This window comes from Clostridium magnum DSM 2767 (genome assembly GCF_001623875.1).
Taxonomy (GTDB): Bacteria; Bacillota; Clostridia; order Clostridiales; family Clostridiaceae; genus Clostridium_AM; species Clostridium_AM magnum.
This window is the reverse complement of the sequence record NZ_LWAE01000014.1, coordinates 66,405-89,408: the sequence shown is the minus strand read 5'-3', so window position 1 is coordinate 89,408 and position 23,004 is coordinate 66,405. Positions and strand designations below refer to the sequence as shown.

The 23,004-nt window shown below is 29.4% G+C and carries 19 protein-coding genes; 16 read left to right on the top strand and 3 right to left on the bottom strand.

The window, feature by feature from the left end:
• Positions 1 to 138: 138 nt before the first annotated feature.
• The gene (locus tag CLMAG_RS28240; RefSeq protein WP_066630622.1) at positions 139 to 1,620 is read right to left on the bottom strand and encodes a nicotinate phosphoribosyltransferase; all 1,482 of its coding nucleotides are present in this window, start codon (positions 1,618 to 1,620) and stop codon (positions 139 to 141) included.
• Positions 1,621 to 1,808: 188 nt separating this feature from the next.
• On the opposite strand from CLMAG_RS28240, the gene CLMAG_RS28235 reads away from it, so the two are divergent.
• The 8 genes from CLMAG_RS28235 to CLMAG_RS28205 all read left to right on the top strand — a co-directional run bounded on the left by CLMAG_RS28235 (position 1,809) and on the right by CLMAG_RS28205 (position 12,091).
• Positions 1,809 to 3,827 carry an ATP-dependent helicase gene (locus CLMAG_RS28235; protein WP_066630620.1) on the top strand — a complete coding sequence of 673 codons (2,019 nt, stop codon included), beginning with the start codon at positions 1,809 to 1,811 and terminating at the stop codon, positions 3,825 to 3,827.
• Between the two features lie 401 nt (positions 3,828 to 4,228).
• The gene (locus tag CLMAG_RS28230) at positions 4,229 to 4,480 is read left to right on the top strand and encodes a hypothetical protein (protein WP_242873160.1); all 252 of its coding nucleotides are present in this window, start codon (positions 4,229 to 4,231) and stop codon (positions 4,478 to 4,480) included.
• A gap of 628 nt (positions 4,481 to 5,108) precedes the next feature.
• Positions 5,109 to 5,231 carry a hypothetical protein gene (locus tag CLMAG_RS34535; RefSeq protein WP_278331872.1) on the top strand — a complete coding sequence of 41 codons (123 nt, stop codon included), beginning with the start codon at positions 5,109 to 5,111 and terminating at the stop codon, positions 5,229 to 5,231.
• A 118-nt stretch (positions 5,232 to 5,349) separates the two neighbouring features.
• Positions 5,350 to 5,649, top strand: a complete 300-nt coding sequence (locus CLMAG_RS28225) for a hypothetical protein (RefSeq protein WP_066630618.1) — start codon at positions 5,350 to 5,352, stop codon at positions 5,647 to 5,649.
• Between the two features lie 97 nt (positions 5,650 to 5,746).
• Positions 5,747 to 7,885, top strand: a complete 2,139-nt coding sequence (locus CLMAG_RS28220; protein ID WP_066630644.1) for a cell division protein FtsA — start codon at positions 5,747 to 5,749, stop codon at positions 7,883 to 7,885.
• A 31-nt stretch (positions 7,886 to 7,916) separates the two neighbouring features.
• Entirely contained in the window at positions 7,917 to 9,089 is a 1,173-nt protein-coding gene (locus CLMAG_RS28215; protein WP_066630615.1) for a M20 metallopeptidase family protein, read from the top strand.
• 252 nt (positions 9,090 to 9,341) lie between these two features.
• Positions 9,342 to 10,301, top strand: coding sequence for an RluA family pseudouridine synthase (locus tag CLMAG_RS28210; protein ID WP_066630612.1), 960 nt, complete (start codon positions 9,342 to 9,344; stop codon positions 10,299 to 10,301).
• A gap of 176 nt (positions 10,302 to 10,477) precedes the next feature.
• Complete coding sequence (locus CLMAG_RS28205) at positions 10,478 to 12,091, top strand: putative polysaccharide biosynthesis protein (RefSeq protein ID WP_066630611.1); 1,614 nt, start codon at positions 10,478 to 10,480, stop codon at positions 12,089 to 12,091.
• Between the two features lie 254 nt (positions 12,092 to 12,345).
• Here CLMAG_RS28205 and spoVB read toward each other — a convergent pair whose 3' ends face one another.
• Complete coding sequence (gene spoVB / locus CLMAG_RS28200) at positions 12,346 to 13,851, bottom strand: stage V sporulation protein B (RefSeq protein ID WP_066630610.1); 1,506 nt, start codon at positions 13,849 to 13,851, stop codon at positions 12,346 to 12,348.
• A gap of 322 nt (positions 13,852 to 14,173) precedes the next feature.
• On the opposite strand from spoVB, the gene CLMAG_RS28195 reads away from it, so the two are divergent.
• The 7 genes from CLMAG_RS28195 (at position 14,174) to CLMAG_RS28165 (ending at position 20,942) form a co-directional block, all read left to right on the top strand.
• Positions 14,174 to 14,746 carry a ferritin-like domain-containing protein gene (locus CLMAG_RS28195; protein ID WP_066630609.1) on the top strand — a complete coding sequence of 191 codons (573 nt, stop codon included), beginning with the start codon at positions 14,174 to 14,176 and terminating at the stop codon, positions 14,744 to 14,746.
• 158 nt (positions 14,747 to 14,904) lie between these two features.
• Positions 14,905 to 16,227: a PQQ-dependent sugar dehydrogenase family protein gene (locus tag CLMAG_RS28190; protein ID WP_066630603.1), complete on the top strand. Its 1,323-nt coding sequence runs from the start codon at positions 14,905 to 14,907 to the stop codon at positions 16,225 to 16,227.
• Positions 16,228 to 16,263: 36 nt separating this feature from the next.
• On the top strand, positions 16,264 to 16,980 hold the full coding sequence (locus CLMAG_RS28185) for a zinc dependent phospholipase C family protein (RefSeq protein WP_066630601.1): 717 nt from the start codon (positions 16,264 to 16,266) through the stop codon (positions 16,978 to 16,980).
• Between the two features lie 83 nt (positions 16,981 to 17,063).
• Positions 17,064 to 17,645, top strand: a complete 582-nt coding sequence (locus tag CLMAG_RS28180) for a hypothetical protein (protein ID WP_066630600.1) — start codon at positions 17,064 to 17,066, stop codon at positions 17,643 to 17,645.
• Between the two features lie 96 nt (positions 17,646 to 17,741).
• Entirely contained in the window at positions 17,742 to 19,421 is a 1,680-nt protein-coding gene (locus CLMAG_RS28175; protein ID WP_066630599.1) for a B12-binding domain-containing radical SAM protein, read from the top strand.
• Between the two features lie 292 nt (positions 19,422 to 19,713).
• Entirely contained in the window at positions 19,714 to 20,178 is a 465-nt protein-coding gene (def, locus tag CLMAG_RS28170) for a peptide deformylase (RefSeq protein WP_066630642.1), read from the top strand.
• Positions 20,179 to 20,411: 233 nt separating this feature from the next.
• Positions 20,412 to 20,942, top strand: coding sequence for a DUF2238 domain-containing protein (locus CLMAG_RS28165; protein WP_242873159.1), 531 nt, complete (start codon positions 20,412 to 20,414; stop codon positions 20,940 to 20,942).
• A 356-nt stretch (positions 20,943 to 21,298) separates the two neighbouring features.
• Here the strand turns inward: CLMAG_RS28165 and CLMAG_RS28160 are convergent, their stop codons facing one another.
• On the bottom strand, positions 21,299 to 21,598 hold the full coding sequence (locus CLMAG_RS28160) for a hypothetical protein (RefSeq protein WP_066630598.1): 300 nt from the start codon (positions 21,596 to 21,598) through the stop codon (positions 21,299 to 21,301).
• Between the two features lie 541 nt (positions 21,599 to 22,139).
• On the opposite strand from CLMAG_RS28160, the gene CLMAG_RS28155 reads away from it, so the two are divergent.
• Positions 22,140 to 22,640 (top strand): ECF transporter S component, encoded by a 501-nt coding sequence (locus CLMAG_RS28155; RefSeq protein WP_066630596.1) that lies wholly within the window; start codon positions 22,140 to 22,142, stop codon positions 22,638 to 22,640.
• Positions 22,641 to 23,004 lie beyond the last annotated feature (364 nt).

The window sequence follows — 23,004 nt, the reverse complement described above, 5'->3', positions numbered from 1 at the left end:
TATATTATTTTAATAAAAGTAGGGTAAAAGGGGCATTTATAGTTACAATTGCAAAAAAAATTACAAAAGCGGCTCTTAGCCGCTTTTGTAATCGTTAAAAGTTACTATGATGATTATAGTAACTTTTAACGAAAAAATCTATTCTTCATAGTTATTTGAATATTTATTAAGTAACTCTTGTTTTAAATCCCATAAATCTTTAGATAAGTCAATATAATAGTTATGTGGATTTTCAAATCTTAAAACCTCAGGCCACATTTTTTCAGTTTCTTCTTCCACTATTCTTTTTATGTCCATAACATCAGGGCTTTCATAAACTAACTTTCCATTATCAAAAATCTTGACCATAAGTTCTTTTATATAGTAATCTTTTATTCTTTTTTTCTTCCAAGTATAAATAGGATCAAAGATTTCTATTGGTTCATTTTCATTAATAACTTCATCGTGTAGAGTTATTAAATCTGCTATAGCTTTATTTTCTACTTTGTCAAATATTCTATAAATCTTTTTAAAGCCAGGGTTAGTTATTTTTTCTTCGTTTTCACTTATCTTTATTTTAGGAATTATGTTTCCAAAATCATCTTCTACAGCAGCTAACTTATAAACACCTCCGAAAACCGGTTCAGATTTAGCTGTTATTAATCTTTCACCTACACCAAGAGCATCCACTTGAGCTCCTTGGCTTAGAACATCTCTTATAATAAATTCATCAAGAGAATTTGAGATAATTATATCAACATAATCAAAACCTGCTTCGTCAAGAATTTCTCTACATTTTTTTGTAAGGTAAGTTATATCGCCGCTATCTATTCTTATTCCTTTTGGTCTATATCCTTTTGGAAGTAATACTTCATTAAAAATCTTTATAGCATTAGGTAAACCAGATTTTAACACATTATATGTATCTACAAGGAGTACACAGTTGTCAGGATATACTTCTGACCAAGCTTCAAATGCCTCATACTCTGTAGGAAACAATTGTATCCAGCTGTGTGCCATAGTTCCAACTGCAGGGATGCCAAACATCTGCTCTGCTATAGTACAAGCTGTAGAATTACAACCACCGATAACAGCAGCTCTTGCACCATAAATTGCACCATCATAACCTTGAGCTCTTCTAGAACCAAATTCCATTACGGGTCTACCTTCAGCAGCTCTACAGATTCTATTTGCCTTTGTAGCTATCAAAGTTTGATGATTTATTGTAAGAAGAATCATGGTTTCAATAAACTGAGCTTGTATAGCAGGTCCCTTAACTGTAACTAAGGGCTCATTTGGAAAAACTGGGTTTCCTTCCGGCACTGCCCAAACATCACAACAAAATTCGAAATTTTTTAAGTAATCTAAAAATTCATCTGAAAAAGTATGCTTACTTCTTAAATATTCTATATCTTCCTGTGAAAATTTAAGGGTTGACAAATATTCAATTATTTGTTGTACACCTGCCATAATACAATAGCCCCCACCATCAGGAACTCTTCTAAAAAACATATCAAAATAGGCTGTTTTGTTTCCTATGCTACTCTGCAAATAGCCATTACCCATAGTAAGCTCATAAAAATCTACTAGCATAGTAAGATTTCTTCCATTTCTTATGTCGAAGTTTTTAGTATATTCCATAATAAATCTCCCCTAATTGTTTTAGTAAAGTTAATAAAGTTAACAATTATACATATACACATTGTAATACTTTACAAAAACTATTACAATAGTTGTTAAAAAAGCTACAAAAGTCTAAGCATAAGCTTTTTTAAATATACAATACATATTATACAAAAATAAGATGAATCATGTAAAGGGAGAAAATAATGATAGTGAACAAAAATTTAGATATATATCAAAGAAAGGCTGTATACACAGAAGATAGAAATGTTTTAATTATAGCTCCACCAGGATCGGGTAAAACTACTGTTACTATAAATAGGGTTGCATATTTGATAAATGATAAAGGAATAAACCCAGATAATATGATAGTAATAACTTTTACAAAAGCAGCAGCAGTAAATATGAAAGACAGATATGTGAAGCTAACTAGCAAAAGGCCTCCATTTTTTGGAACCTTTCATGCTCTATTTTATAAAATATTATCTAGGTACTCGCAGAACATAACTATAATAAATAGTTCAATCACTTATAAGTTAATAAAGGGTATGCTAGTATCATATTTAGATTCTATTAACGATGAAAAAGTGAAAGAAGTTATAAATGATATATCACTTTTTAAAAATAGTAGTCAGAATATAGAAAGTTATAATTCAAAAATAGATAAGGGCATTTTTAAGGAGTGTTTCAATGCTTATGAGTCATATAAAGAGGAAAATTGTTTAATGGATTTTGATGATCTTCAATTAAAGGCCAAAAAATTATTTATTGAAAGACCAGAGGTTTTATCTGGATATAGAAGACTTTTTAAATATATACTAGTAGATGAGTTTCAAGACTGCGATAGACTACAAATAGAACTATTGCAGATGCTTGGATATAATAATTCTGTTTTTGCAGTGGGAGATGAAGATCAGTGTATATACGGATTTAGAGGCTCAAGACCAGACTGTATGGTGGACTTCAATGAATATTTTGAGAATGGGAAAAAAATATTTTTATGTATGAATTATAGAAGTACAGAAAATATAGTTTCTTTATCTAAAAAGCTAATAGAGAATAATAGAAATAGAAATATTAAAGAGATAAAAGCAAATAAAAATGAAGAAGGAACTATTAATTTTAAAAGTGTTGAAAATGAAAAAGAACAATCTGTAAAAATAGCAGAAAGTATTAGAAGTTTAGTTAAGGAAGGTTACTATGAATATAAGGAGGTCGCAGTTTTATATAGGACGAATATGGAGAGTAGAAGTGTTATAGATTGTTTTTTGAAGGAAGATATTCCTTTCAAACTTTTAGATAAACAATATGACTTTTTTGACCATTTTGTGTGTAGGGATATGTTATCTTATTTAAAACTAAGCATCGACATCACTGATAAAGAGAGTTTTGTCAGAATAATTAACAAACCTTTTAGATATATCAGTAAGATGAATATAGAAAAAGTAAGAAGAAATACTATTAGAGATAATTGCTTTGATATGTTAAAAGATATAGAAGATATACCAATTTTTCAACTTAAAAGTATTGATAAGCTGGAAAAAGACATCTGTAGACTTAATAAAATGCATTTAAGAGACGCAATAAAGCTTATTATAAATGACCTGGGTTATAATGATTACATAAATGAGTATAGTCAAAGAATTAAAATTGATAATACAGAATTAAAGGATGTTCTAGAAGAATTTAAGGAGGCTGCAGAAGATTTTAATAGTATAACTTCATTCTTAGTGCATGTGGACGTAATCAAGGAAGAACTTAAAAAGAAATCCAGTGATGAAAAAGGTGTAATTTTAAGTACAATACATGGCGTAAAAGGTATGGAGTTTAAAAATGTATTTATAATTAATGCTAATGAAGGGGTAATCCCTCATATTAATAGCGTAGCAGAAAACTTAGAAGAAGAAAGAAGATTATTTTATGTTGGTATTACAAGAGCTATAGATAATCTATATATATATTCAACTAAAATGTTAAAGGGAAAAGGAAAAGAAATTTCAAGATTTATAAAAGAATGTGGCATAGATTATAAAGAAAAAATATATGATGAAAGTGGGTTTATAAATCCCTATGAGATAGGGGATATAGTAACTCATAGGACTTATGGCAGGGGGAAGATATCATATAAGGATAAAAATTATATTAGTATTACCTTTAATAATGGTATAGAAAGAAAATTTGATGCTTTTGTGTTGAAAAACAGCGGATTATTAATGAGAGTGTGAATAATTAGTGATACAAAAAGAAGGTATAAAAAGTTTAAATAATATCTTTTTTACTGTTTGTTTTTGGGGTATATCCATGTATAATTTTGGTCAATAATTAAGTTTCTTGTAAACAGGTGTCAGTATAATAAACAGTAACAAAATAAGGTTTTAAAAACTATGGGTGAGTCAATGTAGTATAGCATAGATAACAGTATATTTTTACTGGAAATTCAGTTATAATATTTCCATTAGGTGAATGGAGTTATTTCTCTAAAGAGAAAAATTATATTAGTATCATACTAATAATGGTATAGAAAGAAAGTTTGATGCTTATGCACTAGGGAGTAGTGTATTGATACTTAAAAATTAGAATAAAATCAAATTTTATTTAAAAAATGATTATTAGGAGTGAGGGAAAGGTGGGAATATTAAAAAAGCTTTTTTGGGCAATATTTGGATTTGATAGTGATGAACTACAGGGTAATGGTACTTTCTTTGATGATGACGGTTATAATAAACAAGGATATAATATAATGGGATATGATAGAGATGGTTATAATATAGATGGATACAATAGGTATGGTTATGATAGACAAGGTTATAATAAGCAAGGATTTAATATATTAGGCAAACATAAAAACGATATAACATGCGATGATAAGGCGATGTAAATTAGAAGTACATAAATTCAAATTTTAAGTGATGACAATACATATTTATCTAATGTGGTTAAAGATATACATAATGAAAATGTTAATTTTAATGAAGGGGTAGTCATCGGATAAATATATAAAAATTGAACTTAAGGTAGTTGGTAAATCAACTACCTTAAAATATGAGCCCTAAGTAAAAAAATATGATTTGGTAATTAGTATCATAAGTTTCTAGCTCGATAGGGCTTTTTTTACTTATAAAGAGTTTTAAGGTTTTGTATAGAATAATATAATTATCACATTTTTAAGGAGCTAATATTAACTTTTTAGGCGATTTACTTAAAGTATAGAGATCTTAGAATGGCATAAAGAGTATGGAATTTAAGAATATGTTCATAATAAATTATAATGAAGGGGTAAGTCCTCATATTAAGAGTATGAAGTAAAACTTAGAAAAAAGAAGATTATTTTATGTGGCTGTGACAAGACTATAGATATTGAATATATATTGACCTAAAATGCTAAAGGGAAAAGGAAATTTTAAGATTTGTAAAAGAATATAGCATAGATTATGAGGAAAAAACATATGATGAAAGTAGGTTTATAAACCCGTATGAGATAGGGGATATAGTAAACCATAGGGCTTATGGCAGGGGGAGGATATCAGCTAAGGACAAAAATTATATTACTATGTATATTTAATAATGGTATAGAAAGAATGTTTGATGCTTTTGTGTTGAAAAATGGTGAATTATTAATGAAAGACTGATAAAATGTGATATATTATTATGATAAATATTCAACAAAAACTTTGATTTATATGTAGTATATGTTATACTATATATATAATTTGCGAAGTTGAATTAAAGCTAAGGAGGTAATATTAGATGGTTGCTTTTAAGAAAATGTGGGATGATGTGTCAATAATTCTATCAAATGACGAATTTAAGGATATTCAAATAATAGAGAAATATAAAAGTGGATTTGTAGTAATGGATGAAAATAAGACTCATTTTGTTACAAAGGATGATTTCGTTGACTTTTGGTGTAATATGCTTTGTTTTAACAAAGTTGAAAAGGATCAGATATTAAACAATGAAAAGTCAGGCTTAAAGTATGTATATGAAATTATAAAAACTTTACCTTATATAAATGAAAATGAAGGTATTTTAAAGTTAACAGAGTAGTTTGTTGAATGTTTATTCATATTGTTATATAATTTTAGTAAGCTCATATTCTCAGAATATGAGCTTTTAAATTATGAAAATAGAGGTAAATATTATGATGGATAGTCCTAAAATTAATATACAAGATGTAATATTTGCATTAGATATAGGCACACGATCAGTAATAGGTACAGCAGGCATTGTGAGGGATAAGAAGTTTTATGTAGTTGCTGAATATTTAGTTGAGCATGAGGAAAGGTCTATGATAGATGGCCAAATTCATGATATTGGGTTGGTTGCTAATGCTGTGAATACTGTAAAAAAAGAAATAGAAGAAAAACTAGATATGAAGTTAGAAAGTGTATCAATTGCGGCCGCAGGAAGATTTTTGAGAACAGCAGTTTCTAAGGCTGAATTGAATATTGATGAAGATAGAGAAATTGATAAAGATATGGTCCGTAGTCTTGAACTTACTGCAGTTAAAGCAGCTGAAGAAAAGATTAATGAACATACTGAGGGGAAACTCTATTGTGTTGGATATAGTGTTAAAAATTATTTCTTAAATGGATACATAATAAATAACCTACTTTCACATAAAGGTGAAAATATAGCTACAGAAATTATAACTACTTTTCTGCCTAGATCTGTTGTGGATAGCCTTTATGCCGTTATGAATAAGGTAGGACTAAAGGTTGCAAGTCTTACCCTAGAACCTATAGCAGCTATGGAGGCAGCAATACCCCAAAATCTAAGGCTGTTAAACCTAGCGTTAGTAGATATAGGAGCAGGGACTTCGGATATAGCTATAAGCAGTAAGGACACTATAAGTGCATATGGTATGGTGCCGCTAGCTGGTGATGAGGTAACAGAAACTATAGCACAAAACTATCTAGTGGATTTTAATACTGCTGAAAAAATTAAAAGACAATGTAATGAAAAAGAAAAGATAGTATATATTGATGTTTTAGGTTTGGAGAATGAGATCTCATCTGAGGAAGTAATTAAATTAATAACACCTGTTGTAAGAAAAATAGCAGATGAAATTGGAAGTACAATTATAAGTTTAAATGGTGATAAGGCTCCTAATGCAGTTTTTTGTGTAGGTGGAGGAGCACACACACCAATGTTAAAGGAATTTCTTGCAGAGAAGCTTAATATACCATTACAAAGAATAGCTATAAAAGGAAGAGATGCTGTAACTGACTGTGTATGTGAAGATAATTCTCTTGGAAGCACTGGGGTAACAGTTCTTGGTATTGGATTAGTATCCATAAAGAGACTAGGTCACGATTTCATTGATGTAACCTTAAATGGAAAAGTTATAAGCTTGTTTAATTCTCATAAACACATTGTAATGGATGTCATGCTGCAGGCAGGAATTAATCCTAAAGTTTTAATGGGTAAAAACGGTAAAAATATAAGATTTATTTTGAATGGTATAAAACGAGTAGCCTTTGGATCATTAGCATCTAATGCAGAAATAAGGGTAAATGGAGTTGTTAAAAGTATAGATGAAGAGATTAAAGAAGGTGACAACATAGAAATAAACTTTGCTGTACATGGCAGTGATGCGTCACCAAAGGTTAGAGATTATATTCAAAAGCTTTATTCTGTAAGTTTTTTTATCAATGATATAATAGAGAATCTTGAGCCTATTGGTATAATCAATGGAGAAAAAGTAAGTATTGATGCAAATATCAAGGAAGGTGATGAGGTTCAAATAGTATTTCCTGAAACCTTGGGAGAGTTTGAAAAGTATTGCGTGCCTATTGATTTAGTGGATTATAAATACTACTTAAATGGAGAAGAACTTCAAGAGGATTATGTTATACAGGAAGGAAACAGAATATATAGAATAAAGAATGAAGAAGTACAAAATGAAAATGTTAATGAATATGCTTTGGGAATAAGTCTTAATGAAGATGTTTTAGAAATAGAAGAAGACAAAAATCTTAGTGATGAAGAGTCTAATCCTGATAGTGTTATTGAAGAAAAGCAGAGTATAAATGACCCACAAGAACCTATTAAAGATTTAAAAGATCAAATGGAAAATAGTAATAATATTAAAGTAACAGTTAATGACAAATCAATAATTCTAAAGGGGAAAGAAGAGTATGTATTTGTAGATATATTTAACCATATAGAATTTGATTTAACAATTCCTAAAGGCAGCTTATACCTTCGTTTAAATGGTAAGAATGCAGGGTATTATGATAAGCTTTCAGATGGAGACGTAATTGAATTAGGCTGGGAATAACTCAAATAAAACAAAGATTGGAGAATAGACAATGGAATTAGATTTTCTTAAAATGGCAAAAGATATTAGCGATGAACTTATTAGCTTGAGAAGAGATTTTCATATGCATCCAGAATTGGGATATGAAGAGCATAGAACCTCTGATAAAATAAAAGAATTTTTAAAAAAAGAAGGCATAGAATATATAGAAACTGCATGTACTGGAGTTTGTGGAATAATAAGAGGAAATGGAGATAGGACTATAGGAATTAGAGGAGATATAGATGCACTTCCATTAGAAGATAAAAAAGACTGTGATTATTGTTCTACTGTAAAAGGTAAAATGCATGCATGTGGACATGATGCGCATACTACAATACTTTTAGGTGTAGCTAAAATTTTAAATAGTGTGAAAAATAGCTTGAATGGTAACATAAAATTATTCTTTGAACCTGCAGAGGAAACTACAGGTGGAGCTCAGGTAATGATAAAAGAAGGAGTTCTTGAAAATCCTTATGTAGATAAGGTAATAGGTCTTCATGTGGAAGAAAACCTAGAGGTAGGAAAGATAGGAGTAAAGATGGGAGTTGTTAATGCAGCCTCTAATCCTTTTACAATAAAAATCAAAGGAAAGGGAGCACATGGTGCACGTCCTCATACAGGAATTGATCCAGTAGTAATAAGCAGTTCTGTAGTATTGGCATTACAGAACATAATAAGTAGAGAGCTACCACCAACAGATCCAGCTGTTCTGACAATAGGATCTATCCATGGAGGAACAGCTCAAAATATAATACCTGAAGAAGTAACTATATCTGGAATTATTAGAACTATGAGAACAGAGCACAGAGCCTTTGTAAAGAAAAGACTTGTGGAAGTAGTAGAGGGCTTAGTTCACTCTATGAGAGGCGAATGTGAGATAGACATAGAAGAAAGCTATCCATGTCTTTACAACAACGATGAAACTGCAAAAATACTTGTAAGTTCTGCTGAACAGGTAATAGGTGAGGAAAATGTAAAGATGCTTGAAAGTCCAAGTATGGGAGTTGAAAGTTTTGCTTACTTTTCCATGGAGAGGCCTTCAGTATTTTATTACTTAGGCTGTGGAAATAAAGAAAAAGGCATAGTTAATCCAGCACATGGGAGCCTTTTTGATATTGATGAAGATTGTCTGTCTATTGGAGTAGCTATTCAGTGTAAAACTGCTTTTGAATTATTGAAATAATATAATTAATAATGGTAAGTGATATACTTTAACTTTCACTTACCATTTTTTATTGTTTTAATGTATTGATTTTGGTAATGATAGTAGTATATAATTAAATATTGTTTAATAAGTAAATTGTCAATAGAAACGTAAACTTGAAGATTAATGTAGAAATAAGCATGGAGTTTTAATTTTTGATTTGATGTGAGAGATTTAATTTACTGATATCAAGAACAGAATATTAATTACAAAAATATTAGGAGTGATCGAATGAAAATTGAAATAGGACCAAATGAATCAGGGCAAAGACTAGATAAGTTTTTAAGAAAATGGCTTAAGGATGTGCCGCTTAGCGCTATATATAAGAGTATTAGAAAAGGTGACGTTAAAGTTAATGGAAAAAAAGCTAAGGAAAAATATTCGCTTATAGAAGGAGATATATTAGAAACTAGAGAGATAACTTCTACAGAAAAGAAAGAGAAATTTAATAGAATTAATAATGACTTTTTAAAGATAACTTATGAAGATGAAAATATACTTTTAGTAGAAAAGTGGCCAGGAGTTTTGGTACACTCTGATAGTAAAAAGGGAGAACCTACGTTAACTGATTATGTCCTTTCTTATTTATATGATAAGGGTGATTATTCACCAGAAAAAGAAATAACCTTTACACCAGCTCCTTGTAATAGATTAGATAGAAATACTTCAGGTATAGTTATATACGGAAAAAATTATGAGTCTTTAAAGTTACTAAATGAAATGATTAGAGAAAGAAAAATAAAAAAATACTATCAAGCTATGATACAAGGAAGAATTCAAGATGGCCTATACCAGGCATATATATCTAAAGACGAAAGTGAAAATATATCTAAAATTTATGATGAGCCAAGAAAAGGAACTAAGAAAATTTCTACTAATGTAAAGATGATTCAGTCTTGTGGAACATTTTCCTTAGTTGAACTAGAATTAATTACTGGAAGAAGTCATCAGCTAAGAGCACATTTAAGCCATTTGGGAAATGCAATAGTCGGAGATGGCAAATATGGCACAAATAAATTAAATAGTTTTTTTATTAATAAGTATGGATTAAACTATCAATTTTTGTATGCTTATAAGCTAGTTTTTAAAGATTGTCCGGAAAAATTATCTTATATGGAAAATAAAACTATTGCAGAAAGTTTGCCACCTATATTCAAGAAAATTAGAAAAGATGTATTTGATAAGTTTTAATTAAGCTATAGGATTTCAAAACCGAAGTTTAACTTATAGTACAAGATATGTTAAATTTCGGCTCTGAAATCTAATATGTAAATACCCTATAAGTTATTTATAGTTGTAAAGTATCATATAGTATTCATATGGGGTATTATTATGTATTAATAAGGCTGTCATAGGGAGTTTTTAATATGAAAGAACAATCAACCACTAGGGGATTCGCCATACTTTCAGCTGCAAGTATGATGGTAAAAATATTATCTTTGCTTTACATACCATTTCTACAAAAAGTAATTGGTGATGAAGGGTATGGAATATATGGTGCTTCATATCAGGTATATGCATTTTTATTTGTTTTAACAAATTCAGGAATACCAGTCGCTATTTCAAAGCTTATATCTGAATTAATAGCAGTTAAAAATTATAAGGATGCAATCAAAGCCTTTAAGATTGCAAGATTCATATTGCTTATAATTGGAATAGTAATGTCAATTGTCATGCTTGTATTTGCAGGTTCATTAGCGAATGCAGTACACTATAAAAAAGCATATTTATCACTGTTAACATTATCACCAGCCATTTTATTTACATCTATAGCTTCAGCCTATAGAGGATATTTTCAAGGAAGAGGAAATATGACACCAACCGCGGTATCACAAGTTCTAGAGCAAGTTGTAAATACAATCTTTGGGTTGATATTTGCTGCTTATCTTATAAAATATGGAGTGGAAGCCGGTTGTGCTGGAGGACCTATAGGAACATCTATAGGGGCACTTGTATCTGCTACTTTTTTAATCTTTTACTATGAAAAGAATAAAAAGTTTAGAGTTCCAAAGGGTTACAGCGATGAAGAGATTAGAAGGATTACTACAAAACAACTCATAAGGAAAATTATAAAATATGGTGTGCCTATAACAGTCTGTGTAGGTATGACTTATGCTGGAAATATAGTAGATGTATACAATACAAAAGTTAGACTTATGGCCGGTGGTGTACCAGAAATACAAGCTACTATATTATATGGATTTCTCACAAAATATCAACAACTTCTAAATGTACCTATAGCAATTATATCATCTCTTTCAATGGCAATTTTACCGGCTATTTCAGCAGCTGCAGCGGTGAAAGATAAAAAAGAGGTGACTGAAAAGATTAGTTATGCTTTTAGACTTTGCTACTTAATTGCAGTACCCTGTGCTGTAGGACTTGCTGTCTTAAGTGATCCGGTTTTTAGTATGCTTAAGTTTGGAGGAGGATCCTATATTATGGCTTATGGTTCTGTAGTATTGGTATTAATGTCTTGTATGCAGATACAAACAACTATACTACAAAGCATAGGAAAGCTATACATTGCAACTTTATACTCTGTTTTAGGCATAGCATGTAAAATAGTTGCGAACTACTTTTTAATTTCAATTCCTAGCATAAATATATTAGGAGCAGTAGGAGGAAGTATAATTGGTTTTCTTATTCCTATTATCTTAAATCATAGAATTATAAAGAAATCCTTAGGTGTAAAATTAAGTTTAATAGCTCATGCTATCAAGCCTTTTATAGCATCTATGATTATGGCTGCTTCCGTATTAGCAGTACGATATATCTTTATAACATTATTAGGTTTTGCTAAAATGGGTTATTTGGTAAATTCGTTGGCAACTATTATAGCTATCCTTATAGGAATGTTTATGTACTTAATTGGATTAACGGTTACTGGTGGAATAAGAGGAAAAGATTTAGAAACCTTACCAAGAAAGGTTGTTAGACTTATTCCTAGCTTTGTTTTAAAAAGAATAAGGTATAGATGACTACAACAGAAAGTTGACTTATTCGGAGGTATATGTTACCAAAGCTGAAAGCACATTTAAAAACTTTTTAATCAGTCTTAGTGAAGTATTTTAGAAAATCTTAGAGCCTTTGATGTGTTTGAGGTACGAGTTTATCAAAGGTTCTTAGATTTTCAAAATACTGAGCTTTAGACTGATTAAAAGTTTTTATAGTGCCGAAGCTTGGGAACATATACCGGAGGATAAGTCAACTTTCGTCCGTGTTTATCTATACTTTAATTAAAACTATTTTTGATTGCTAAAATAATAAAGATGAATGATAAAAAGAACCCAAATCCTATTATGGCAAAACTTTTAAATACAAGCAATGATGAAGGTATAAAATTGTTAAGCATTGATAAGATAAAAAATACGAAAATTCCTAGAAGTACATAAATAAAGAATTCATAGAATGTAAATTCTAAATTACATTCTTTTTTTATTTCATGCATATTTAATAGCAATAGTGTAAGAGAAGTTATTATTAAAGTTATACCATATCCATATATGTTAATCCATGAAATTCCAGTCAGTATATATAACAAAATTAACTCTTCTATTGAAGTAATGAGCGAGTTACGTAAAATAATGTTTTGCTTTCCTAGTCCATTTAGAACTCCGAAAGTTGTAGCAGCTGTGAAAGTAATTGGAGCTGAAAATGCTAAAAATTTAATATATGGTCCTAGGTCTGTTCTTTTGAAAAATAATTGTCCTAGTGAATCAGGAATACACAAGCATATTGCTGAGGTTCCAACGCCAAGTAAAAAGGCTATTTTAATAACTTGTAAAATTCTATTTTCAGCTTCCCAAAAGTTTTTTTTACTCAATTTTTCAGAAAGATCTGGAATTAACACCGTGGATATAGAATTAACTATTACAATTGGAAAGAAAATAATACTTAAGGACATACCTTTAAACTTACCTATCATAGATAGGGCAACACTGTATTCTATACCAGAGCTTACAAGTCTTCTAGGTACAATCAAAGCTGATACAGTTGCCAAAGCAGTGGATAAAAAACCGTTTATGCATAGAGGAAAAGATATTATCAGTATATTAAATAAAAGCTGAAGCTTGTCTTCATGTGGAGAAAGAGAAAAAGAATAGTTCTTCTTTTTTAATTTATAAAAAATATAGAGTAATAAAAAACTTAAAAACTCGCCTATTGCTAATGTTACATATGCAGCTGTTACAGTATTCCTAACTCCTTTTAGTGAAAATATGGTTACTACAGATACCATAAAAATTATCCTAAATAGTTTTTCGAAAATATCGATGAAAGCTGGTATTTTAATATTTGATATACCGTAGAAATAACCTTTTAGCACCGAAGAAAGTGCTATGAAAATCATAGCAGGACACATAACCTGTATGGCATGAATGGTTCTATTATCCTCTATTATATAAGACCCTATGTATGAAGAGTTTACAAATACAAAACACACTATAATAAGTGCCCAGACAGAGTCAAATAGTAAGGAAATATCGATGGATCTATTTAAATTTCTAAAATCATCTTTAGCAAAGTATACTGCAGCAACTTTTGAAATAGCGGTAATCATTCCACCAGAAATAAGGCATATAAATAAATCATATATTGGCATTACTAATCCGTATAGGCCCATTCCTTCAGCACCTAATTGTCTAGATAAAATTATAGAAAATATAAACCCAAAAATTCCTGTAATCAAGTTGGAACAGATTAATGTTAGTGAATTTTTTAAAAACCTATCTCTTTTCATAAATAAACTCCTATTTTAAAATTTAGTATATGATTTTTCATTTAAAGTTTTATTAATATCAATTCAACTAGCAGTTTACTAATTAATGATATTTGATTATCATATAAAAGTTTTTTCTAATATTAATAACTATGTTGTTATTTCACATTATATTCTTACTGAAAATCTATTGAATTCTGAGAAAAGGTTACATTAAAATACAACTCAAAAATTTACATATATGATATACTAAAATTAGAAAATTTTATAAGTTGAAACTTGAATAAAATAATTTTTATATTCAGAGTTAATAGCTATTGGATAAAAAAGGAGGAATTTTAGTATGAGTAATTTAGTTTGTGTAGTATGTGGGATGGCAGTGAATGATAAAAACTATGAACTTAATAAGGAATCATTTATGGATTCAAACAGTATAGATGATATAAAGTACTGTCCTTTTTGTGGTGCACCGATAGAATATCTAATACAAGGAGGTAAAGAATTAATATTTGATAGAAGTAGCCTAAATGATAATGCGTTAAGAATAATAGATCATGCAGTTAAATTGGAGATATTTAATGGAGATTTTTACAAAAAGGCAGCAGTAATTGCTAAGGACTCAAAAGTAAAGAAAATGTTTCAAGCTCTTTCAAAGATAGAATTTATGCATGCTAGAATACATAAAAAAATAGGGGGATTTAAAGAAGATCCAGTTATTGCAGACATGGATTACTCAAAGTATGATAGTGATGAAATATTATTAGAAATGGCCTGTAAAAGAGAAAAACATGCTGTGGAGTATTATGAAAAGTATAGTAAAGAAATAGAAGACGAAAACATTAAAAAAATATTTGCGGCACTATCTAAGGTAGAAGAAGAACATATAGAACTTACAAGTAAAGAAGAAACAGCTTAATTCCAAAGGTTATTTATGAAAGTTTTTAAAAATAAGATATACAAATTGTATGTCTTATTTTAATGTGGAAAATTATGATAAAGATTTAAAAATTAACATATACAACTGCGGTTAGAAATATATATATTTTAAAGAAATATAATGAGGAGATATATTTTATGAAGAACTTATTTAAGAAGAATTTGCTTAAAAATCTGATGGTGTTTATCTTCATAGTATTATCAGTATTCTGGCTTTTAAAATATTATTCTGCAGATTATGTTACGGAGAATATTGATATTAAAGATGAAAGTTTAAATTGTAGTGTGAAATACAAGGGATTAGAAAATTCGGTAGATTTTACAGTGGATAAAGAGGGAACTTATTACATAGCTTATAAAGATAGAATTCAAGTTATAGAGAGAGAGGGTAAAAGCTATGATATACTAAAGGATAAAAATCTAAATATATGTAGTATTGACCATGTAGATAATAAGCTTTACTACTTTTCAGGAACAAAGATTTTTTGCCATAATTTGGACAACCAGGAGAGTTCCGAAGTTATTAACAATATTCCTAGTTATGGAGACTATAAGAATAGCATAATAAAAATAAGGGGAGATTATTTATATATTGCAGTAGGGTCAGCCACTAACTCAGGTGTAGTAGGAGAAGACAATACTTGGGTAAAGGATAATTTTTATATTCATGATGTAACCCCTAAGGATATTACTTTAAAAGGATTAAATTTTGGTCAAGAAAAAACAGGAGCTTTTCAAAGCTATAAAACTAAGAGTATAAAAGGTCAAATAATCCCTGAGCATTTTCCGGGAAATGCATCTGTTGTAATATATAATTTAAAAACTGGAAATAGTGAAACTTTAGCTTGGGGAATTAGAAATATCACTGGAATGGATTTTAGTAGCGATGGCAAGCTTATATCTTCAGTAGGTGGAATGGAAGATAGAGGTTCTAGGCCTATTAAAGGTGATACGGATTATATATATGAAATAAAAAAAGGAGTATGGTATGGATGGCCGGATTACAGTGGAGGGGACCCAGTAACTTCACCTAAATTTAAAACTAATAAAGGGGTGATTCCTCAATTTGTATTAGAAAATCACCCAACGACTAATCCTCCAGCTCCACTGTATCAGCATAATAGTGTAGGAACCATAAAATCTTTAGCTGTAGACAGCAATAGTGCTCTAGGACAAAAAAATTGCATATATTTTTACGACAAATTAAATAATGGAATATACGGATATATAGGTACAGGAGCTATAAAGGAAGAGATTAAATTTAATAAAAATACTTCAGTTTCAAGTATAAAATTTGAGGGGAAAACATTATCAGTACTAGATAGCAAAGGAGGATGCTTATATACGATAGATAAAGGAGAAGTTAATAGTGGTTTAAAAATAGGAAAGAGTTTATACATCTATTTACTTGCGACTATTGTTTTTGGCATATTTGTGCTCTTAAAATTTCAAAAAGAATAGTATAATATTAAATTAGCAGAGGTGACATTGGGAAAGATGAGGAATAAAATAGAAAAAACTTATGGTAAAGCGCTAAAGGGAATATTTTTTGCGGTTAATCCGTTAAAAAAGAAAATGTTAAAAACCCATTGCACTGTTCATAAATTCATAATGATACAGGCTGTTAGAATTTTATATAATGATGCTTACAAAGAAGAAGCTAGTTTTTTTGAAAAGCATATAAAGTCTTTGAATGCAGGAGTAACCTGGGCTGATCAAGATTTTAAAAGCTCTAATCATTTTTATCATATTACCAAAGAACGAGGCCTTTATGGTTTTTCAGATGCTCTAACTGAGTGTGAAAAATATTATAATAAGTCACTTAGTTATTTAAATTCAGGAGAAATAGGAAGAGCATTATTCTTTTTTGGATCAGCCTGTCATTTAGTCCACGATGTAACCGTACCACAGCATGTAAATAATAGGCTTTTAAAAAACCATAGAGAATTTGAATTATGGATTATAAGTAGGCTTATGACAGACTATTCCTTTGAAGCAAAAAGAGGGGCTGTAATATATGAAACTCTAGAAGATTATATTAAAAATAATGCCATTATGGCCAATAGTACTTATGCCAAATATTTAAAGATAGAATCTAGAGATGAAAGGTATGGTAAAGTAGCAAGTGACATACTGCAAGAAGCCCAACGTACTACAGCTGGACTTATGATTCAGTATTATAGTAAAATAAAAAATTGCACAATTCTTCCATAAAATGGAGGAATTTTTTTTTATATGCAGAAATTATATTAGATAAGATAAAGATTAAATTTAACTAAAAAACGGTAGGTGATAAAGTGAGAAAAGAAATATTTATAAATTTGGAGAAGGAAGTATTTAGAGGTAATATATTAGATATAGGATTAGATAACTATGGAATAGTCTATAATATTTACAAACAGTATCATGATAATATTAATGTGGAATATATCAGTGGCAAAGAAGAGAAAGAATCATTAAAGGAAGGATTTTACGATAGTTGCATATTATTTTTTTCATTTAGCAGCATATGGCTTAGAATAAATAAAAGAAAATTTATAAGAGACATATATAGATATTTAAGTAAAGATGGTCTATTATATATATGGGATATTGATAAAGGATATACAAAGATTTTTAATGCCACAGTTAAAATTGTAATTCCTGAAGGGAAGTTAAGACAAATAAAATTAAGAGATCTAAATATTTTAAAAGATACCTCTAAAGTAAATACAATAAGAATGTTAGAGGAACACTTTAGCATTATAGATACAAAATCCTCTGACGGTATTTATTATATTAAAGCGAAGAAAAAAGCACTAGAAAAGAAGAATACAGGTGATAAGATTAGAGAAAAAGAAATTGAAGAAAAGAATGAAAATAGTGTTAACAGTGCTTAATTTTATATAGAATGTAATTAATAAATCTAGCGAAGTTTAAGAGGATAATCTAAATATGAATATAGTCAGGTCTTATGAAGAAGGGAAGTAATGAGGATGAAATTAGCTTTAGTAGCAGTAAATTCACAATTTATACATAGTAATTTGGCTGTAAAATATTTAAAAGCCTATACGAAAGATTTAGATTATAATTGCAATATTATGGAGTTTTCCGTAAATGATAACATTCAGAGGGTAGTTGAAGAAATTATAAGTGAAAAACCTAATATTGTGGCTTTTTCCTGTTATATATGGAATATGTATTATGTTAAGCAGTTGTCTGACTTAATAAAACTTATAGACCCTAATATAAGCATATTATATGGTGGTCCAGAAGTATCTTATGATAGTGAAGCAATTTTAAAAGATACTGCAAATAATGTAGACTATATCATAGAAGGTGAAGGAGAAGAATCCTATAGAGAATTTATAGAGAGTATCATTTCTAATAGGAGCCTAGAAGGGGTTAAAGGAATATATTATAAAGAAAATGGTATAGTAAAGTACGGTGGAAAAAGAAAGCTTATGGATTTAAATAAGTTGATTTTTCCATATAATGAAGAAGATGATTTAAATAATAAGATAATATATTTTGAGGCTTCTCGTGGATGTCCATTTAATTGTAAGTATTGTCTCTCATCTAGCACTCTTGGAGTTAGGTTTTTAGATATTGAAAGAGTTAAAATAGATTTAAAGTTTTTAGTAGATAAGAAGGTAAGGCTTGTAAAATTTGTAGATAGAACATTTAACTGTAATAATAAATTTGCAATAGAAATTTGGAATTATTTAATAAGTTTAGACACCGAAACTACGTTTCACTTTGAAATTTCAGCAGATATTCTGAATGAAGAACAGCTTAGAGTACTAGAAAAAGCGCCTAAGGGAAGATTTCAATTTGAGGTAGGAGTGCAAACAACTAACGATGAGGTGTTAAAAAATATTAATAGATTTGTTCAGTTTGAGGATATCAAAGAACAGGTTGTTAAATTAAATAAATTTGGGAATATAAAGCAGCACCTGGATTTAATTGCAGGGCTTCCTGGAGAAGATTTTATATCCTTTAAGAAATCTTTTAACGATTTATATAGTATACAACCAGATGAAATACAACTTGGTTTTCTAAAAGTGCTAAAAGGAACACTTATGAAAGAGGAAGCTGCAAAGTGGGGCATTATCCATTCTCCGTATACTCCTAATGAAGTGCTTAAAACTAATGCAATAAGTTATGAAGAACTTATTTTACTAAAAAGAGTTGAGAAGATGGTAGATAAATACTATAATTCACAAAAATTCAATACTCTACTAAAATATTTCATTCCAAAGTTTAAAACTGCATTTGATTTTTATTTAGCTTTAGGTACATTCTTCTATGATAAGGGATATTTCAGTAGGAATGTGTCTGGAGCAGACTACTATAAAGTTTTTATTGAATTTAATGAAGAAGTACTAAAAGAAAAAGATGATAAGCTTAAGGAGCTAATTAAATACGAGTATCTCAAATTTAATAGAAAGAAATGGGTTCCGGAATTCTTAAGTAGAGAGAAAGATAAGGAAGAAGAGAGAGAAATTAAGGAAAAGATAAAAAAAGGAGAAATTATCGTTTCTCATAATTCACATATTGAAAAATTTTATGTAGATATAGAAATGTTTATAACTAAAGGACTTCTTGAAAAGAAGAGTTGCTACATTATATTTGATGATGAAAATAAAAAGGAAATTTTTTATACTAACATATAGAATTGATTCTTTTAATAAATATAGGTATAATTTTAGGTATCTGAAAGAAAATAACAAGTCAAAGATGCGACGGATATTTTGTGTCAGACAAGGAGGTAGGTTCCGCAGATAGCCAACCCTATCTAAGGATTCTGCCGACGCAGTATGACGCAAAATAGACTAGCAGATTGACTGGTTATTTTTTGAAGATGCCTTAATAAGTAATTATAAGTAGTAAGGGAGGTATAATTTAAAACCTTATAGTTTTAAAACTAATGTTAGTTAAAGACTACAAAGGTTTTAAATGAAAAAAATGGCAGTTAAAGAAATATTACAATTTGGAGATAAAACTTTAAAAAGAGTAAGCAGAAGAGTTGAAACAATAGATAAAGAGATATTAAGTTTGGTACAAGATCTAAAGGATACTCTTTATAATACAAATGGTATTGGGCTTGCAGCCCCACAAATAGGAGTTTTAAAAAGAGTAATTTTAATAGATCTTAGAGACGATTCAAATCCTATCATACTGATAAATCCTAAAATTATTAAAAAGATTGGAAAAGAAGAGGATATAGAAGGTTGTTTAAGTTATCCAGGGTATGAAGGGGATGTAGTAAGACCAAGAAAAGTTGTAGTAACAGGTAAAGAGTTGAATGGACAAGACGTAGAATACACTGCTACTGGATTGCTAGCAAAGGCTTTCTGCCATGAAATAGATCATTTAGATGGAATTTTGTATACAGATAGAGCTGGTAAAATTTATAAGATAGAAGAATAATAGTAAAACCTCCAGAGTTTTTTCTGGAGGTTTTTCAAGTACAAGGTATGTAGCACTTGTAGAGGAAGATAGGTACATACTCAAATTAACTAGAATTATTAAAGAATAAGTAAGAAATACATGATATATATTTGCATTATATGTTTACAATAGATTTATATATGTTTTTAATTATAATTACTAAGATTGGATATAGGCATATACAATATAATGTAAAATAGGAGTGCAAAAGTATGAATAAAATTAACAAAAGCAACAAACCTACATCAATGCATATTGGTTTATTAACACTATCTATTATAGCTTTAGTTTTATCATTTATTAAACCTAAGAGTTACCGTATATGGTTCTTAGAAGCTTTTCCAGTTGTTTTAGGAGTTTTGATATTAGTATATACTTATAAAAAATTTCGATTTACAAATCTTGTTTACGTGCTTATTTTAATTCAAATAATTATAATTTTAATTGGAGCACATTATACATATAATGATGTACCGATATTTAATCTGATAAAAGAGGTTTTTGGACTGAGTAGAAATCATTATGATAGACTAGCGCATGTAACGCAAGGTATTATACCTGCTTTTATTATAAGGGAGTTATTAATACGAAAACTTAAGCTTAATAGAGGCGTAATAGTATCTGTACTAGTTGTTTCTATTTGCCTATCAATGAGTGCATTTTATGAATTAGTAGAATGGGGAGGAGCATTAGTAGCAAGGAATTTATCAGATGACTTTTTAGGTTTTCAAGGTGATAAATAGGATACACAATGGGATATGTTATGTGGGTTAATAGGCGCTATAATTACAGTATCTATATTTTCAAAAATTCATGATAAACATATAAATGAAGTGAAAACTTGAATCAGATGGAGTTTCAAACTACACCTGATTCTTAGTTGAACGAATCCAGGGACGTACCCGCTCTTTACGCCCACTTTGAAGAAGATGGGAGTATTAGAGCGGGTAGTCATCGGATAAAACTTTGCATAAATAACGAGGGGTTCATTAGATAATGAGAAAGAACAAATAGATAGGTTACTACAAAATAAATAAGCTTTGCAGCTTTGCTGCAAAGCTTATTTATTTAATAATTATAACTTAAGAATGAGTAATAGCTAGATATATTTAACTGAAATTCCTTTGGTTCCAAAAATATTACCGATTAAAGGTAATTTTAGCTTTTGGTAAATCAATACATCTGAATCAAGTTGTAATCCATTTTCAATAAAAACTTTTACTCCTTTGTATTCATAGCATGAATAATTGTTATTTGTTTTGAAAGCTTTTATAAATTCAATACTAATATCTTTAACTGGAATATCACAACATCCACCAGATGCAGAAATAATTTTAACTAGAAAATCACCTCGTTTTTGTTGTGCAAAGTTAAGTGCTTTTTCTTCAATAGTTAACACTAAATCACCCCACTACTAATTTTAATATATATTCTACGTTGTACATATTAGTATTAGTATATTAAATTAGAAGCAATTAGTCTAGAATTCATACACATTTTTAGGAATTGTTAATAGAGATGCCCTTTGAGGCAAATATTCGTCCAACCATAGGTAAATTTAATTTTTCATAAATTAAAACATCTTCTTCTAAAGTCAACTTATTCTCTATAAAAACTTTTACCCCATCATATTCATAGGTTTTATAGTCTTCGGGCTTATCAAAATCTTTTAAAACCTCAATCCAGAGGTTTCTCGTTCCTACGCCGCATCAGCCACCAGTTGTAACACCTACTTTTATAACAAAACAACCTTTTATTTTTTTTGCATATTTAAGAGCAATATCATCTATAACTAGCATAAAATCACCTCCATATCTAAGGATGTATTTTAATATATATGTCGTATTTTGTCAATTAGAAAAATCAACAAAATACTATTTACAAGATTGACTATATGTTATATACTAGTGTATATACATCAGTATATTTGGAGGTGTAAAATGAAAAATATAAAAAAAATGACTTATTGCGGATTATTAATAGCATTATCAATTGTAATACCATTAACTTTCGTATTTTTAAGAGTACAAGCAGGTCCATTTAGTGCTACCCTAGCATCACATGTACCATTATTTATAGCTATGTTTTTAGGACCAGTTGCAGCAGCTATGGTTGGATTAGGTTCTGCTTTAGGGTTTCTAATGTCAGCTCCAGCAGTAATAGCAGCAAGAGCATTTATGCATACATTTGTTGGACTAGTTGGTGCAATTCTAATAAAGAAAGGTGTTTCCTTCAGTAAAGTTATTGCAATAACAGCTCCGATTCATGCAATTTTAGAGGCTTTATCAGTAATACCATTTGGCTTTACAATGTATAAAGTACTAGTAGTAGTAGGAGTAGGTACTTTCCTACACCACATGGTGGACGGAGTTATAGCATTTGTATTAATAAGGGCTTTAGCAAAGAGTTTGAAGATGGATATAACAAAAGCAGCAGCATAGTACCATTAAATATTTTCTATGGAACTAAAACTTGAATTAGATGGGATATTAGAGTGGGTATTCATCGTATAAAGTTGCTAATTTCTGTTTCATAAGATTATAATAGAGATATGATTATTCTAGATTTGAGTAATCATATCTTTTTGTTTTAAATTTTTATCCTATGACTACCCACTCTAATACTTCCTCTTTTCAAAGAGGGAGTAAAGAGTGGCTACGTCCCTGGATTCGTTCAACTAAGAATCAGGTGGGGGTTGAAATCTCATCTGATTCAAGTTTCCACTTCATACTATAGTATTTACGAGAGTTGACAAATTTTTATCTTATATATAAAATAAAAAATTGTATATAAGATTGGGGGTGA

Coding starts and splice junctions, on each gene's coding strand:
- CLMAG_RS34535 (WP_278331872.1), top strand. CDS start 5,109: ATGGCAGGGGGAGGATATCAGCTAAGGACAAAAATTATATTACTATGT.
- CLMAG_RS28175 (WP_066630599.1), top strand. CDS start 17,742: ATGAAATTAGCTTTAGTAGCAGTAAATTCACAATTTATACATAGTAAT.
- CLMAG_RS28155 (WP_066630596.1), top strand. CDS start 22,140: ATGAAAAATATAAAAAAAATGACTTATTGCGGATTATTAATAGCATTA.
- CLMAG_RS28190 (WP_066630603.1), top strand. CDS start 14,905: ATGAAGAACTTATTTAAGAAGAATTTGCTTAAAAATCTGATGGTGTTT.
- CLMAG_RS28235 (WP_066630620.1), top strand. CDS start 1,809: ATGATAGTGAACAAAAATTTAGATATATATCAAAGAAAGGCTGTATAC.
- CLMAG_RS28210 (WP_066630612.1), top strand. CDS start 9,342: ATGAAAATTGAAATAGGACCAAATGAATCAGGGCAAAGACTAGATAAG.
- CLMAG_RS28195 (WP_066630609.1), top strand. CDS start 14,174: ATGAGTAATTTAGTTTGTGTAGTATGTGGGATGGCAGTGAATGATAAA.
- CLMAG_RS28185 (WP_066630601.1), top strand. CDS start 16,264: ATGAGGAATAAAATAGAAAAAACTTATGGTAAAGCGCTAAAGGGAATA.
- CLMAG_RS28165 (WP_242873159.1), top strand. CDS start 20,412: ATGAATAAAATTAACAAAAGCAACAAACCTACATCAATGCATATTGGT.
- CLMAG_RS28225 (WP_066630618.1), top strand. CDS start 5,350: ATGGTTGCTTTTAAGAAAATGTGGGATGATGTGTCAATAATTCTATCA.
- spoVB (WP_066630610.1), bottom strand. CDS start 13,851: ATGAAAAGAGATAGGTTTTTAAAAAATTCACTAACATTAATCTGTTCC.
- CLMAG_RS28205 (WP_066630611.1), top strand. CDS start 10,478: ATGAAAGAACAATCAACCACTAGGGGATTCGCCATACTTTCAGCTGCA.
- CLMAG_RS28220 (WP_066630644.1), top strand. CDS start 5,747: ATGGATAGTCCTAAAATTAATATACAAGATGTAATATTTGCATTAGAT.
- def (WP_066630642.1), top strand. CDS start 19,714: ATGGCAGTTAAAGAAATATTACAATTTGGAGATAAAACTTTAAAAAGA.
- CLMAG_RS28215 (WP_066630615.1), top strand. CDS start 7,917: ATGGAATTAGATTTTCTTAAAATGGCAAAAGATATTAGCGATGAACTT.
- CLMAG_RS28240 (WP_066630622.1), bottom strand. CDS start 1,620: ATGGAATATACTAAAAACTTCGACATAAGAAATGGAAGAAATCTTACT.